At 55.0% G+C, this 13582-nt stretch carries 13 protein-coding genes; 10 read left to right on the top strand and 3 right to left on the bottom strand.

What is annotated here, in order from left to right:
• Positions 1 to 77: 77 nt before the first annotated feature.
• Genes NY023_RS16720 through NY023_RS16730 form a run of 3 tightly spaced genes read right to left on the bottom strand, consistent with a single transcriptional unit; the run spans position 78 to position 4250 of the window.
• Positions 78 to 1133 (bottom strand): lipocalin-like domain-containing protein, encoded by a 1056-nt coding sequence (locus tag NY023_RS16720; protein WP_013973087.1) that lies wholly within the window; start codon positions 1131 to 1133, stop codon positions 78 to 80.
• Entirely contained in the window at positions 1123 to 3585 is a 2463-nt protein-coding gene (locus tag NY023_RS16725) for an ABC transporter permease (protein WP_013973088.1), read from the bottom strand. Before NY023_RS16725 ends, NY023_RS16720 begins: the two co-directional genes overlap by 11 nt.
• Positions 3582 to 4250, bottom strand: coding sequence for an ABC transporter ATP-binding protein (locus NY023_RS16730; RefSeq protein WP_013973089.1), 669 nt, complete (start codon positions 4248 to 4250; stop codon positions 3582 to 3584). Before NY023_RS16730 ends, NY023_RS16725 begins: the two co-directional genes overlap by 4 nt.
• Positions 4251 to 4593: 343 nt before the next feature.
• On the opposite strand from NY023_RS16730, the gene tssI reads away from it, so the two are divergent.
• The 10 genes from tssI (at position 4594) to NY023_RS16780 (ending at position 12697) form a co-directional block, all read left to right on the top strand.
• Positions 4594 to 5532 carry a type VI secretion system tip protein TssI/VgrG gene (gene tssI / locus NY023_RS16735; RefSeq protein WP_316927853.1) on the top strand — a complete coding sequence of 313 codons (939 nt, stop codon included), beginning with the start codon at positions 4594 to 4596 and terminating at the stop codon, positions 5530 to 5532.
• 150 nt (positions 5533 to 5682) lie between these two features.
• Positions 5683 to 6666 carry an IS5-like element IS2000 family transposase gene (locus tag NY023_RS16740; RefSeq protein WP_013973047.1) on the top strand — a complete coding sequence of 328 codons (984 nt, stop codon included), beginning with the start codon at positions 5683 to 5685 and terminating at the stop codon, positions 6664 to 6666.
• 192 nt (positions 6667 to 6858) lie between these two features.
• A complete protein-coding gene (locus NY023_RS16745; protein WP_044047084.1) occupies positions 6859 to 7320 on the top strand; it encodes a hypothetical protein in 462 nt (153 codons plus the stop codon).
• A gap of 249 nt (positions 7321 to 7569) precedes the next feature.
• A complete protein-coding gene (locus NY023_RS16750; RefSeq protein WP_158308191.1) occupies positions 7570 to 7746 on the top strand; it encodes a hypothetical protein in 177 nt (58 codons plus the stop codon).
• Between the two features lie 190 nt (positions 7747 to 7936).
• The gene (locus NY023_RS16755) at positions 7937 to 9181 is read left to right on the top strand and encodes a colicin E3/pyocin S6 family cytotoxin (RefSeq protein WP_238531250.1); all 1245 of its coding nucleotides are present in this window, start codon (positions 7937 to 7939) and stop codon (positions 9179 to 9181) included.
• Positions 9178 to 9432, top strand: coding sequence for a hypothetical protein (locus tag NY023_RS16760; RefSeq protein WP_013973092.1), 255 nt, complete (start codon positions 9178 to 9180; stop codon positions 9430 to 9432). The genes NY023_RS16755 and NY023_RS16760 overlap by 4 nt, the downstream gene beginning before the upstream one ends.
• Positions 9433 to 9529: 97 nt before the next feature.
• Positions 9530 to 10369, top strand: a complete 840-nt coding sequence (locus NY023_RS16765; protein WP_158308192.1) for a hypothetical protein — start codon at positions 9530 to 9532, stop codon at positions 10367 to 10369.
• Between the two features lie 199 nt (positions 10370 to 10568).
• Positions 10569 to 10919 carry a hypothetical protein gene (locus NY023_RS16770; protein ID WP_049798449.1) on the top strand — a complete coding sequence of 117 codons (351 nt, stop codon included), beginning with the start codon at positions 10569 to 10571 and terminating at the stop codon, positions 10917 to 10919.
• A 743-nt stretch (positions 10920 to 11662) separates the two neighbouring features.
• Complete coding sequence (locus NY023_RS16775; RefSeq protein WP_013973093.1) at positions 11663 to 11917, top strand: hypothetical protein; 255 nt, start codon at positions 11663 to 11665, stop codon at positions 11915 to 11917.
• A gap of 180 nt (positions 11918 to 12097) precedes the next feature.
• A complete protein-coding gene (locus tag NY023_RS16780; RefSeq protein WP_144084433.1) occupies positions 12098 to 12697 on the top strand; it encodes a hypothetical protein in 600 nt (199 codons plus the stop codon).
• The last annotated feature ends 885 nt before the right edge of the window (positions 12698 to 13582 follow it).

Consider the following 13582-nt stretch of genomic DNA (forward strand, 5'->3'; position numbering starts at 1 on the left):
AGATCAACGCTGCACCCGCGGGCTTGCCGGCGATGGGCTGCAACACAGCCCCAGGAAAGCTCAGCCCCCCAGGATTGCTAATAGCCGGTCATCTCCAGATACCCACGGCCACCCGCACTCCCGGTCAAGCGCACTGGCCCCTCCCAATACGGGAACCGTGTATCCATCCAGGCCTGCGATTCCACAGCCTCGACCTGCACATCCACGCCATGCCCCGGCACCTGCACCCGCCATCGCGTCGGCACCTGCTTGCCGTTCTTCTGCCGAGCCCAGGCCAGCGCCTGTAGCTGGATCTGCGCCCCCTGCAGCACCACCACTTCACCCTGCGGGCCAACCCAGGTCCCGGCGCGATACGCCTCCCCCTGCACTTCGCGCACCTGGAACAGCATCAGCCTGGCGCCACTGTCCAGGTGCAGGGAAAACCAGTCCCAACCCGTCTGCCCGGCAGCCAGCGGCTGGCTGCTCCATTCCCGATCCAGCCAGGCCCGGCCGGTGACGGCAATGCACTGGCCGCCACGCTGCACTTCCCCACTCACCCGATAGAACGGCTGACTGTAATAGTACGAAGCCTGCCCCTTGCCGGACTTCTCGCTGTAGCCCTGGTCCCCGTGCAGCACCAAGGGCCGATCGCTGTGCAGTTGCAGGTCATAGCGAAAGCCGTCACCACCGGCGACCATTTGCAGATGCTCGATGCCACTGCTGCCCTGCAACGACCAGTCATTGATCCACGCCCGAAACGGCTGGGCTTGCACGCCAGCCTGGCCGATACCCCCGCGCGCCAAGGTCTCGCCAGACCGATGCCCCCCGGGGCCGGTCAGCGCCGCATGCCCCATCCACAGGTTCGGGCTGTTCCAGCCGGCAGTCTCGGGGCCTGGGCGCAGGGCCGAGCGAAACAGCGTCCACTGCACGCCCCAGTCCTGCCCCTGGAAGTCCTGGAGGTTGGCGGTGACATACCACCATTCGATGCGAAAGCCATCGTGGGCCCCATGGTCACGCGGAAATTCCAGGCGATGGCCGCGCCGTACCTGGCTGAATTCACCCGCCTGCTGCCCGAGCCCGGCATAGCTTTGCTCGGCGGGCTGATCACAGCCGCCCAGCAACCCACACAGCAACAGCCAGGCGCTACGCTTCATCGGCAAACGGCCTCAACAGTTCGCGCGGCTGGCGACGCGCCAGCTGCCACAAGGGCCACGCGCTGGCCAACAGGCTGGTAAGCATGCCCAGCACCGCCAGGTGCAGCAGTTGCGCAGGGAACACGTAGAGCGGCAAACGCCAGCCGAATGCCTGCACGTTCACCACCGCGACCAGGCACCAGGCCAGCAGGATGCCCAGCGGTATCGCCAGCAGCACGGTAAGGCTGCTCAGCAGCAGTGTCTGCCCGAGGCTCAGCCACACCAGGTGCGTGCGCCACACACCCAGTGCCCACAGCGGCGCCAGCTGGCCCAGGCGGGTCTGGCCCAGGGTCAGCAGGTTGATGAACAGCGCCACGCCTGCCACGCCAAGGGTAAGGCTGTTGAGCGCGGCGGTGGCGGCGAAGGTGCGGTTGAACACGTCGGTCGACCAGCGTTTGAGACGCGCCTGCTCGACCACACGGCTGTCGTCCAGGGCGAAGCGCTGTTGCAATGCAGCCTCGAGCGCCGACGCCTGATCGCCCACCAGATCGACACTCAACCCGGTCAGGGTTGCCTGTGGCCAATGCCCGCGCAGCCAGCCGGCATTGACCAGCATGTGCCCTTTGGGGTTGCCGTAATCGGCATAGATGCCCACAACACTCAGGGCTGGCGAAGTGTCTGCGGGCAGCCTCAGGCGATCGCCCAGCTGCAGCTTCAGTCGCCTGGCCAACTGTTCACTGAGCATCACGGCCTGCCCGGCGGCCAGTTGTTGCCAGGCCTGCTTTTGCTGCGCCAGCAATGGCCAGCGAGTGCGATAGACGGGATGATCGACGATGCCCTGGAGCTGCACCGGCCAGCCCTGCAGCTGTGTTTCCACACGCCAGCCGGGCAACACCACACTCACCGAAGGTTGCTGCCCAAGCCACTCGGCTATCTGCAAGCCCTGGGCGGAGTCCCTTGGGGTGACATACAGGTCGGCGGACAGGCGCAGGTCAAGCCAGCCGACAAAGGTCTTGCGAAAGCCCTCGGTCATGCTGCCCACGCCGACGCTGGCCGCCAGCGCCAGCAACAGTGCCATCAACGCCAGGCTCAGGGCCGGCAGTTGCTGGCGGCTGTCGGCGACGAACCATTGCGACAAAGGCCGCCGGCAATGGCGCGCCAGCCAGGCCAGCACCCGGTCGAGCAAGGCCGGCAGCAGCAGCGCCGCCGCCAGCAGCAAGCCTGCCAGCAGGCCGAACGCGCTGGGCAGGCTGTCGCCCAGCACGCCACAGCCCAGGGCCAGCAAAAGCAACAGGCCGGCCACCAGGGCCTGGCGCCGCAGCCAGGGCCCCTGGGCCAACCGCCATGCCTGAGGTTGTGCCAGCGCCAGCAACGGCAACCGCGCCGCACGCAGTACACTACCCAAACCCGCCAGCAGCGCCCCCAGCACGCTCACCAGCACGCCCATCAGCCACCACCCTGCGGGCAGGCTCAGCGCCCCGGCGACCTGGGCGCCATACAGGCCGCGCAAGCTGGCGGCCACATCGGGCAGCAACCACGCGGCCAGCCCGTAACCACTGGCCACGCCGGCCAGGCCGCCCAGCACCGCGAACAGCCCCAGCTCCAGCACCAAGGCGCACAGCAGGGTTTGCAGGCTGATGCCACAGGCGCGCAGGTTGCGAATCAGGCCGCGCCGCTGTTCCAGTGCCAAACCGATTGCGGCATGAGCAATGAACAGGCCGACGACAAACGCCAGCAGGCCAAGGGCGGTCAGGTTTAGGTGGAAACTGTCGGTCAGCCGCTGCAAGCCGCCATCGTCCTGCCGGGGTTGCAGCTCAAGGTAAGGCGCGATATCCGCCGGCAACGGCCTCGGCGTGCCGGCCACCAGCAGGCGCGACAACTGCCCGGGTGCATGCAGCAACGCCTGGGCATGGCCGATATCCACCACGATCAACCCCGGGGCCAGCGCTGGCTGCAGAACCAACGGCGGCAGCAGTTGCCCTTCGCTGTCGCGTACTGACGCCCCGGGGCCTGCATTCAGCTGGCGCAAGGTGTCTGACCCGACCCAGGCTTGCCCGGGCATGCCGACAAAGGCCTGCAGATCGAACGTTCCGGGCTGCACACCGGCGATGCTGCTGGCCGGCGGCAGGCTCAACGGCTCGATGCCGATCAACCGCACGCTGCGCGCCGGCTCACCAGCAAAGCGCAAGCGCCCTTCCAGTACCGGCGTCACCGCCCAGCCCAGCCTGCGCAACTGCACGTACAGTGCCTGGTCGAAGCGCTCGCCACGGCGCGGCACCAGTTGCGCCTGCAACGGCCCGGCCAGCACCGCACTGGCCCGGGCATAGTCGCTGCGTGCCTGGCTGTTCAGCGCCTGCACGCCGGTCCACAGCGCCGTGGCCAGCCACAGGCCGGTGAAGATGCTGAAAAACTGCACGCGATGGCGCCGCCAGTGGCTGAGCAGCGCGAGCAGGGCCAGCGATAGCAGCCTCATCCGCCCTGCTCGGGCCGCACGCGGCCGGCCTGCAGGTAACAACGCTGCTGAAGGCGCGCTGCCAGCCGCGGGCTGTGGGTCACCATCAGCACCCCACTGCCAGCCTCGGCGACCAGCTGCAACAGCAGGCTCAACACCTCATCGCTGCTGGTTTCATCGAGGCTGCCGGTGGGTTCGTCGGCCAGCAACCAGGCCGGGCGCCCGGCCAGGGCGCGGCCGATGGCGACCCGCTGTTGCTGGCCGCCAGACAATTGCTCCGGGTAACGCGCCAGCAAATCCGCCAAACCCAGGCGCTGCGCCAGGTAGGCCAGCCAATCGGGATCATGCCGACCGGCCAGCCGGGCCTGGAACGCAAGATTGGCCCCCACGTCCAGGCTGCTGATCAGGTTGTATTGCTGGAACACCAGGCCGATGCCCTCCCGCCGCCACAACGCCAGCGACGCCTCGGAACGGCTGTCGAGCGGGGTGTCGTCGATCAGGATGCGGCCACTGTCGGCACGGTCCAGGCCGGCCACCAGGTGCAGCAAGGTACTCTTTCCGCTACCCGACTCGCCCATCAGCGCCAGGCTGCTGCCGCGCGCCAGGCGCAGGTCGACGCCCTGCAGTACCGGAAGCGGGCCTTGGGGGGTGGGGAATGATTTGTGGAGGTTTTCGATGACCAGCATCGACGGGCCTTGGTGGGTTCAGGGGTCTTCTTAGGAATAGCAGGTTCATGGCGGTGTGAACGAACACTCGTCGTTTTCCTCGATAAAGCAATTTCCGACTCTATTCGAAAAGCGGTATCCAGCTTCAACTCTCGATGAACTTATTAATTCCACGACCCTGAAAGCCTTACCGAAAAGTCAATATAAACAGCCCCGCGCCAATAAAAAAAGACACTTCCTACAGAAAGTTCTTTTTATTGGTCGATATCCACTTTCAAACGAAAAAACAATGACCTGAATCAGAAACTATCGACTACGATCAGCATTCACTTCGCACCCGTTAGTTACGGCAAGAGACTCAACCATGGAAAAACCAGTAGTTCCGCACGCCGCTGGCCAGGTCGATATCGCTTTCGCCACCCTGCTCGACCACCCCGCGCTGCTGACCATCTGGCAGCAGGAGCAACCGGTGCGTCACGTGCATGGCCTGATCAGCAGCTTCGAACAGGGCAAGACCGGCCACCGCCGCACCCGCTACCGCGCCATTGTCGAACCGCAGCTGGCCCGCGCCGGCCTGCAGTCGGACTGGCGCATCTTCCAGCACCGTCCCGTGCCGCAGTTGCTCGAGGAACTGTTCCGCGAGCGCCGCTGGGGAGCGTTGACCCAGTACCTGGTCAACCCGCACCAGACGCGTGAGTTCTGCGTACAGGCCGGTGATCTGGACCTGGATTTCTTCTGGCGGCTATCGGCAGAAGAAGGCCTGATCTCGATCTTCGAGCACAGCCAAGGCAGCCATGGCGTGATCCAGGCGGACCAGATCAGCCAGTTCGGCAGCCTGGAAGGCGACCCGGTGTTGTATGTGGCCAACCGGGGTGGCACGGCGCGCCAGCCCTGCCTGCATGACTTCCGCTATCGCGAACAGGTACGCACCAGTATCCAGGTCCAGCGCGACTACACCTTCGCCCACCCGCGCTACAACCTGGAACACACCCTGTACCCCAGGGACATGGGCAACCAGGGCAACGAGTACGAGCGCTACGACTACCCCGGCCGTTACAAGCACGACAACGCCGGCAAGCCGTTTACCCAGACCCGTATCAACGCCTTGTTCGGCGATGCCCGGGTGGCCCAGGTCAAAGGCGACGACGCGCGCCTGCAGCCGGGCATTGCCTTCCAGCTGGCCGGCCATGCCCGTGAGGACATGAACATCCTCTGGCGGCCGATGCAGATCACGCACAAGGGGCAGCAGTTCACAGCGCTGGAAAGGGATTGGCATCGGTACAGCAACAAACAATGGATCTAAGTCACCCAGATAAGCCTCATTGGGAGGCAGGAGCGGTTAAACTTGATGATCAAGGCAACCCTAGGGATTCTCCGATCAAGTCAGCACAGGCCATCTGACCTGTGCTGAAATAGCCCTCCGTCCAACTGCCTTCTACAAGTCCGCCATCCCATGAGTCAGATGAGCTTTTCCGATTTCGAGTACGCCGGCAAGCGCAAGCAAACCCGTCGCGAGCGTTTCCTGGCCGAGATGGAACAGGTGGTACCGTGGAGTGGACTGGTGGCGTTGATCGAGCCTCACTACCCAAAGGCTGGCGGTGGCCGCAAGCCTTATCCTCTGGAAACCATGCTGCGCATTCACCTGCTGCAGAATTGGTTCTCTTTGAGCGATCCCGCCATGGAAGAGGCGCTGTACGAGATCACTTCGATGCGCCAGTTCGCTCGTCTGACGCTCAGCGCTCCGATCCCCGAAGACACGACGATCATGAACTTCCGGCACCTGCTGGAGAAGCATCAGTTGGCAGCCGGCATTCTGGAAACCATCAACAATTACCTGCAAGACAAGGGCCTGTCGTTGCGCCAGGGCACCATTGTCGACGCGACCATCATCCACGCGCCCAGTTCGACCAAGAACAAGGAAGGCAAGCGCGATCCTGAAATGCATCAAACGAAGAAGGGCAACCAGTACTATTTCGGCATGAAGGCCCACATCGGCGCGGATGCTGAATCGGGTCTGGTGCATCACGTTCATGGCACCGCCGCGAACGTAGCTGACGTGACGGAGGTCGCTCAGCTATTGCATGGCGAAGAGAATGTCGTGTGTGCGGATGCGGGTTACACAGGCGTGGAAAAGCGGCCAGAACACGAGGGACGGCAGGTGATATGGCAGGTCGCTGCCCGCCGCAGCACCTACAAACACTTGAGCAAACGCAGCGTGCTCTACCAAGCCAAGCGCAAGATCGAAAAGGCCAAGGCGCAAGTGCGTGCGAAGGTGGAGCACCCGTTCCGGGTGATCAAACGCCAGTTCGGCTATGTAAAGACTCGTTTTCGCGGCTTGGCCAAGAACACGGCGCAACTGACCACGCTGTTTGCCCTGTCGAATCTGTGGATGGTGCGCCGGCAATTATTGCCTGCTGCGGGAGAGGTGCGCCCGTGAGTCCGGATAACCAAGGCTTTGCCTTGGTTATCCAATAATCAGCGACTGAAAAGCGGGCTTTTCGGCATCCCTAAGCCGCCCATTTCCGACTGATGAGCAACTTGTTCGGAGTTTCCCTAGGATGAGCAAATACTCACGCCCGCAAATTCAAAATGGAAAAGGCAAAGCATTTTATGAAAAGGAGTGTTGCCAATGAAAGTCGACCATTATAAAAAAGAATTACTCTACAGAAAAGCTCAGGGAAAGAAGCGCCTGAACAAGTTTGAATCAAAAAAAGAAAATTTGATTTCAAACGCAAAAAATTGCGCCACGCAACTTAACCTAGAAGAAACCGACAAGCTAATCCGAACAATCGGGACAACACATTGGTCTTCATCCACCAATGAAGCCTTTCCATCCACTGCGGATTTCTTTAATTATATAGAAAATAAATTACTACAACAGGAGTGCCACATACTAATTGATGATGACTGGAAGTATTGCGGGGCAATACTTGCAAAGGATAACTGCGAATTAAATAGAAAATTCAATTTTGACGAAAACGAAAGTGATGAGATTAGATTTATTTCTGTAGACCTCTCTACATTTGCATCAATAGATTACATCCACAACCACTATCCCCCCTACTATGAATACTTAATTAAATGGCGCTAAAGCAGATCAACCGGAGAGGGATGGGGAGTGAGCGGCAAATATGGGGAGATTGCCTTAGGCGGGAATTACTTAACGGAGGTGACACGGAGCGACGAGGCCAAGTGAGCAGGACTCGCAATCCGCTACGCTTTCTGGAACAGCATTTCAATATGGAGACGAGGCTACACTACAACAGATGGGAGCGGCTGACCGGTCCCTCTCCAGCACTCGCAAAAATAACCAATATCTAACAGCGAGCCAAAGAAACCAATGGAAATAGCAAATACAAACCATATCCGCCATTTTTATTACTCACTGCGTTTTTCAGCGCACACCATCACTCCCAAAGATGGAAGTATAAAGACCTCTAAGCAAGCACCACCTCAAGATTTAAAAACAAAAGAATATAAATCTATCACTCGATACTATAAATCACAAGCGGTTTGAAATCTGCTTCGCTCTTTAAAATCAAAACACAACGGTCTCATCCAGCTTCGAGCCAGCTGTTGGGCGGCGGCGGCGGCTGGATGAGCACTGGATTTCGGGCATCAACGAAGCCGGCCCGGCCCACCAATACCAAAACCCCGACGACAGCACCCTCACCTACCACTGGAACAAGCTCGGCCAGTTGCTGTGGTTGCGCAACGAGAACAACAGCGAGGCCAGCTTCAAGTACGACCCGGCCGGGCGATTGATCATGGAGACCGGCTTCGACAAGCAGGTCACCGATTACCTCTACGATCAAAGCAGCAACCAGCCCACCCGCCGCATCGATGGCGACCGCATCACCCGCTTCGAGTACGACGCCATGGGTCGCCTGGTGAAAAGCCATGCCGGCCAGCGCGGTGGCAAGGAGTGGGAAAGCGAAACCTTTGCCTACGACGGCAACGGCAACCTGCTACTTGCCGAGAACAAGGCCTGCAAGCTGCAGTGGTTCTACGACCTGGCGGGCAACAACACCCGCGAGCACCAGCACTTCAAGTACATGAAGGAAGCGAAGGCCGGCCCGGTGTGGAACCAGAATGCCCGGCGGCAGCGGGATGAAGAGTTGGGTTGTGGGTACACCTGGTATGTGTGGGAAGGCGACACGCTGGCATTCGAGTGCCGGGACCGGGAAGGCAAAGGCCACACCACTCACTATGTGTTCGAGCCCGGGACCTTTGTGCCGGTGGCGCAGGCAGTGTCCAACCATGTTGTCGAGTTGTTGCGCCAGCCGGTGTATGTGTTCCCGTATGACATCGACAAGGATCCGGTGTGGCTGCATAAGCCGATGCCGAAAGCGTTTGATGCGATGGCTTGGTACCAGTGCGATCAGCTGGGGACGCCGATGGAGTTGACCGGTGAAGATGGGGAGATTGCCTGGAGCGGGAGGTACAAGGCCTGGGGTTTGGCGGAGGAGCAGCGGAGTGACGGGGCGAAGTGGGCGGAGATTCGTAATCCGCTACGCTTTCAGGGGCAGTATTGGGATGTTGAGACGGGGCTGCATTATAACCGGCATAGGTATTATGATCCTTTCATCGGCAGATTTATCAGCAAAGACCCTATTGGCTTTGAAGGAAGTTTCAACTCCTATAAATACTGCCCCGCCCCGACTCACTGGGTGGATCCACTAGGGTTAACTCAAAAATATATTCCTGCACCAAGTAGTCTTCCAGGATTTCCGAGTGCAGTACGGGCAAAGCCGAAAACAACGGTTCAAGGCGGTGGAGGACTAAGGAAGCGTTGGCGTCTCCCTGATGGCTGTATATGCGAGTGGGATTCACAGCACGGTGAAATCGAGAAATACGATCGTAGAGGAAGGCATCTTGGGGCTTTTGATCCTGAGACAGGGATACAGATACCGAGTAAAAACCCTAAATCGACCAGGAGAATTGAGCCATGACCCCTAAAGTAAAGTATTCGATTTCCGTATTTGACAAACATACTGAGAAATACATTGGGGCGCTAGAATTTATCAACCAAATTGAGGTAAGCGAACTACGCTCAATACTTGGAATAGGTGAAGATTCAGATCAACTCTATGATGAGTACCCCATTGATTTGCAAGCTGCAAAAAAAATCGAAAAAATGACGAATGGATTATTTGATCTAAGCAAATTTGAGTATTTTCTCTCTTGTGAAAGAATGGACTGAACATGAGTTTTTGCGACGCAACAATTCTATTCCATCACATAGAACCAAGTACTCACAGTACGCAACAGTAACATCCCCGCATGCTCGTACCCAACACGTGCATCCGCCAACATTGCCAGAAGAAAAAGAACTCAGAAAGGTAGGATCTACGAATTTGACCAGAGAAATGCTTCTGGAAAAATCTCAACTACGCAAATTAGAGATGACGCTGGAGGCCACAACTTCGGATAAAACGACCCTCAAAACCGAGGCTCTCACTTTAACGACCCAACTGGCGGACATTATGATTACTGATAACAAAATAGAAATAGCGAAAAACATCTACGAACAAAATGACGTATTCAATGTCAGCAGCAAGCCTGCACGAGTCAGAACTGCTTTATCTGCAGCACTGGTCGAATATAGATCAACGAATCTTCTAAACTGCCACGCGAGCGCAATGGACCAGCTCTACCATCAAGTAATTTCCTATTTACCTGAATATACTTGCTGGCTCCTATTAAGCAATGGCGGAATGGTTAAATCTAGCAGAATTGTCGAGTACTATCGACTTTGGGACGGGCTGGATAAAGGTGGGATCACCCTCCCCCTAGGGCAAAGAACCAAGGAGTATAGCTTAAAGAACGGGAATGAAATCCAGTATTTTGGAGCCACACAATTGAAAAATCCAAATTTCTTTCACATCGCCAAACTAATCTCAACTCACGCTTCAACTCACCTCACATTATCAAAGAGCAATTCTGTCGTGGAGAAAATACTTGGCGATGGATGGAGCTATGGCTCGATAAAACATCCCGACAAAATACTATACCATTTAGAAAATGAGTCAGTTTTTCTAATTACCCCCATAGGTGAATTTGATGACACGGAGGGAGGCGCGGTCACAATTGCCAGATCAGAATTAATTCAGAAATGCTATGGAATTAGACCGACATAAGGAACGGGGCATCACAATTTTCAGTACATTATGCGTATCGCGACCACCCCGTTCTGATGGCCACCGGGTCAGCTGGCTCACCTATGGCAGCGGTCATCTGCTCAGCCTCAAGTTCGACGATCACGAACTGCACAGCTATCCGGCGAGCGCGTTGACATTGAGAACATTACTGGAAGCGCATTCGAGGAGTAATACACTAATGTATGACGACTACGTAACCAATCCAAGCACCTACATGGCGCTCGAGCAGTTATTTCTGGATGCATTTATAAAAATCATTAGCGAACGCAACAACCAGGAAGAGTACACCGCACCTTTCTACAGAACCACATACAACAACGGACAATCTTTTGGTGATGCAAACCCAATATTCTCAGCCAGAAATGCAAAACACAAAAATATAATTCGCATCATCATAGATGAGGACGAAAGCGAGATTTCTACAGCGCACAAGAATACCGAACATGGAGTCGAGACCATAGTATTCGGCGGGATATCAAACCTCCCGGAACTTATAGCCTCCCTAGACAAGTGGGCTAAAATATCTTAGAAATTAACAGCAAACACAAGTTGCAACTCACTGCTTTCATCACGAAAATATTACGCCATAACCATGAGCGCGCAGATATTGGGAAATTATGTTTAAAGATTACCTTAGCAACCCAGACACATACCAAAAACTGGAGTCATTTTTCACTTCAGCGCTCAATGAACACCTTTACTCCAAAAGAATCAACCCAGCCAAATACCGCACACCTTACTACAACACCACATGCGTTGACGGGACACGACTAATGGAGGCCAACCCGATATTTTCCGTCCGCAACACAAGCACTCAGAACATTCTGAGAGTAGTAATCCATGAAGCTGTCAAAAGTTACTCCACAACCCACAACAAAAGAGATGAAGCCAAAGAACTATGCTTGATTATTAAGATCTCCGATTTAGATCGCGCAACTAACGATATAAATAAATGGATAGATGAGCAAGAAAACCAGGGGGCAATATAGAACAAGGGCGATGCGACCGAGTAATACTCATTAGTTATCCAGCGACACCCGTACCGACATATATTGCTCTTTAAAAACCATGTTGAATATTTTAAGCAAACGACACCATCGACCGACTGGCGAAAAGCCATGGCGGCCATGCGCGGTGGCAAGGAGAGAGAAAGCGTAACACCCGCGAGCATCAGCACTTCTTATGCGGTTTTCAAATCCACAAGCCATGTAAAAACCTGACAGCGCTTACAGGAACTGCAAAAGATATTCTTGGAGAAAAAGGATTCAATCTATGATCAAGCTCAACAACATGAGAGCATGGGGTACCGAAGTCGGTAGCGATGAAACTTTGAGGCTCGATGAGATTTCATTACTTACAACACCAGCCATGATTCGTACCTTGGGTGTATTTTTGATAACCGCAGCTTACGAAATGGAGGAAAACGATACCGAGCACATACATCTTCAAGATCTATCATCTAACTTCTCGCACAAAAAACATGTTGATATAGTTTTGGTTAATCAGAATAAATTTAAAAATAGATAATACACCAACTAAGGAGCGACATGCCGGTTCTTCTCCAGCGCTGCTGGAGCGCAGTACGGATGATGGCTGCATAGGTCGATACCGAAGGTGTTCAAGGAGCCATTCAAGCACTGAGGGAGTTCTGGACGTATTGGATTCCGAAACTGGCGTGCGAACCATCCGAGAGGTCATAAATAAGTCATGAAGAAAGAATCTACAAAAAAAATCTTTCAGCGAGTTGCCGCCAAGTTTGACCTTCGCGGGAGAGACAAAACCTTTTTCATGAGACATGGCGACACTTACTTAATAGTCAATTTGCAAAAAGCTTCCGGTTACTGCAGCTTTTACATCAATGGCGGGCTAAGCTATATAGACCTGCTTTCAAGCACTGATTTAGTGTGCTCTCCATTTTCAGCCTACAACAACCAATCCACTCAATTCCCAATCCATGTAGACTTTAGAGCAGAAAACGTTCCCAATAGCCCCATTACGCAAGCTGAAATTGATGCCGCTGCATCTAGCCACGATGCCATAGCACTAGAGAATATAATCTTCATCGCATTAGAATCCATGATACTTTTCGCCCGCAATCATGGAGACAGAAAAGAAGTCCGCAGACTAAAGCAAGCCAAACTCTTTCCAGCAATAATAAAAAAGAGGTTTTACGCCATTCGATCAAACTTGTACCAAAAACCAAAACTGACAGACTCGGCACGCTTTCAAAGAAATATTTATCAGCAGAATGCAATAAAACCTGGTGTCGCCCAGGCGAACTCTACTGAAGCAACAGCGCCATACTAAATATTAATTGCGTAACCGCCTAAGATTACCTCACGGGCGAAAGCAATCGTGAAGATCCCTCAATAGCCGTCATAGCTCGTAAAAACAACCGACCACTAACACTCACCTAAAAATTCCAATGAAAATTGCAAACATAAATTATATTCACCACCTATATTACCCGCTAATCTCGATGACAGACGAAGAGATTAGCAAATTCGAAATAAACAACAGGAAAGATAGATACAGACTCTTCCACCTAATGAGCGCACTATTGAAAACATTCGGACCAATTGCAGCAGAAAATATTTCAGACTGCCTTGAGCACGTAATCTTTACGCGGAGCTACGAAAATTACTGGCGAGATTTAATACCGCACGAAATACCTTTAGACGACGTAGATGACAAAGAAAAGTACATAAACGAACTATTTTTTGCGCTTTTTCAGCGCCCACCATTACGCCAAGAAAGTGGAAGCATAACGATTTCACAGCAAGTACCGCCTCAAGGTATGAAAACGAACGAATAGAGGTTTATCACTCGATGCTGCAAAATAATGGCACGGGCTGTGCCCGTGTTCGCGGGATCGCCCGCTCTCGTAGAACAACACATGACTCATTGGTTCAGTGAGGTTCTGTAGGAGCAGCCTTCTGCTGCGAAGAGGCCGATACAGACAATAGACAGGCTTTGTCAGTACCGGTCTCTTCGCAGCACAAGTCTGCTCCTACAAAGAGCGATATTTGTTCTCTGCGCGACAGCGCAGCCCAAATGGGCTGGGCAATCTCCCACATTGCGCCCGACAGTTTCTCCCGCAGAGGCACGGACAAGCGTTCTAGCGCTTGACCAATACCTCCGCTCAATCACGTCCGGCTTTCAGCCAACCGCACCAACGCACTGCCGCCATGA

This window comes from Pseudomonas sp. NBB, from assembly GCF_032701105.1.
Classification (GTDB): Bacteria; Pseudomonadota; Gammaproteobacteria; order Pseudomonadales; family Pseudomonadaceae; genus Aquipseudomonas; species Aquipseudomonas asiatica.

Excerpts from the sequence above, each read along its gene's own strand:
- NY023_RS16780 (WP_144084433.1), top strand. The coding sequence starts at position 12,098 with ATGAAGAAAGAATCTACAAAAAAAATCTTTCAGCGAGTTGCCGCCAAG.
- NY023_RS16770 (WP_049798449.1), top strand. The coding sequence starts at position 10,569 with ATGTATGACGACTACGTAACCAATCCAAGCACCTACATGGCGCTCGAG.
- NY023_RS16760 (WP_013973092.1), top strand. The coding sequence starts at position 9,178 with ATGACCCCTAAAGTAAAGTATTCGATTTCCGTATTTGACAAACATACT.
- NY023_RS16720 (WP_013973087.1), bottom strand. The coding sequence starts at position 1,133 with ATGAAGCGTAGCGCCTGGCTGTTGCTGTGTGGGTTGCTGGGCGGCTGT.
- NY023_RS16740 (WP_013973047.1), top strand. The coding sequence starts at position 5,683 with ATGAGTCAGATGAGCTTTTCCGATTTCGAGTACGCCGGCAAGCGCAAG.
- NY023_RS16725 (WP_013973088.1), bottom strand. The coding sequence starts at position 3,585 with ATGAGGCTGCTATCGCTGGCCCTGCTCGCGCTGCTCAGCCACTGGCGG.
- NY023_RS16730 (WP_013973089.1), bottom strand. The coding sequence starts at position 4,250 with ATGCTGGTCATCGAAAACCTCCACAAATCATTCCCCACCCCCCAAGGC.
- NY023_RS16750 (WP_158308191.1), top strand. The coding sequence starts at position 7,570 with ATGGAAATAGCAAATACAAACCATATCCGCCATTTTTATTACTCACTG.
- tssI (WP_316927853.1), top strand. The coding sequence starts at position 4,594 with ATGGAAAAACCAGTAGTTCCGCACGCCGCTGGCCAGGTCGATATCGCT.
- NY023_RS16745 (WP_044047084.1), top strand. The coding sequence starts at position 6,859 with ATGAAAGTCGACCATTATAAAAAAGAATTACTCTACAGAAAAGCTCAG.
- NY023_RS16775 (WP_013973093.1), top strand. The coding sequence starts at position 11,663 with ATGATCAAGCTCAACAACATGAGAGCATGGGGTACCGAAGTCGGTAGC.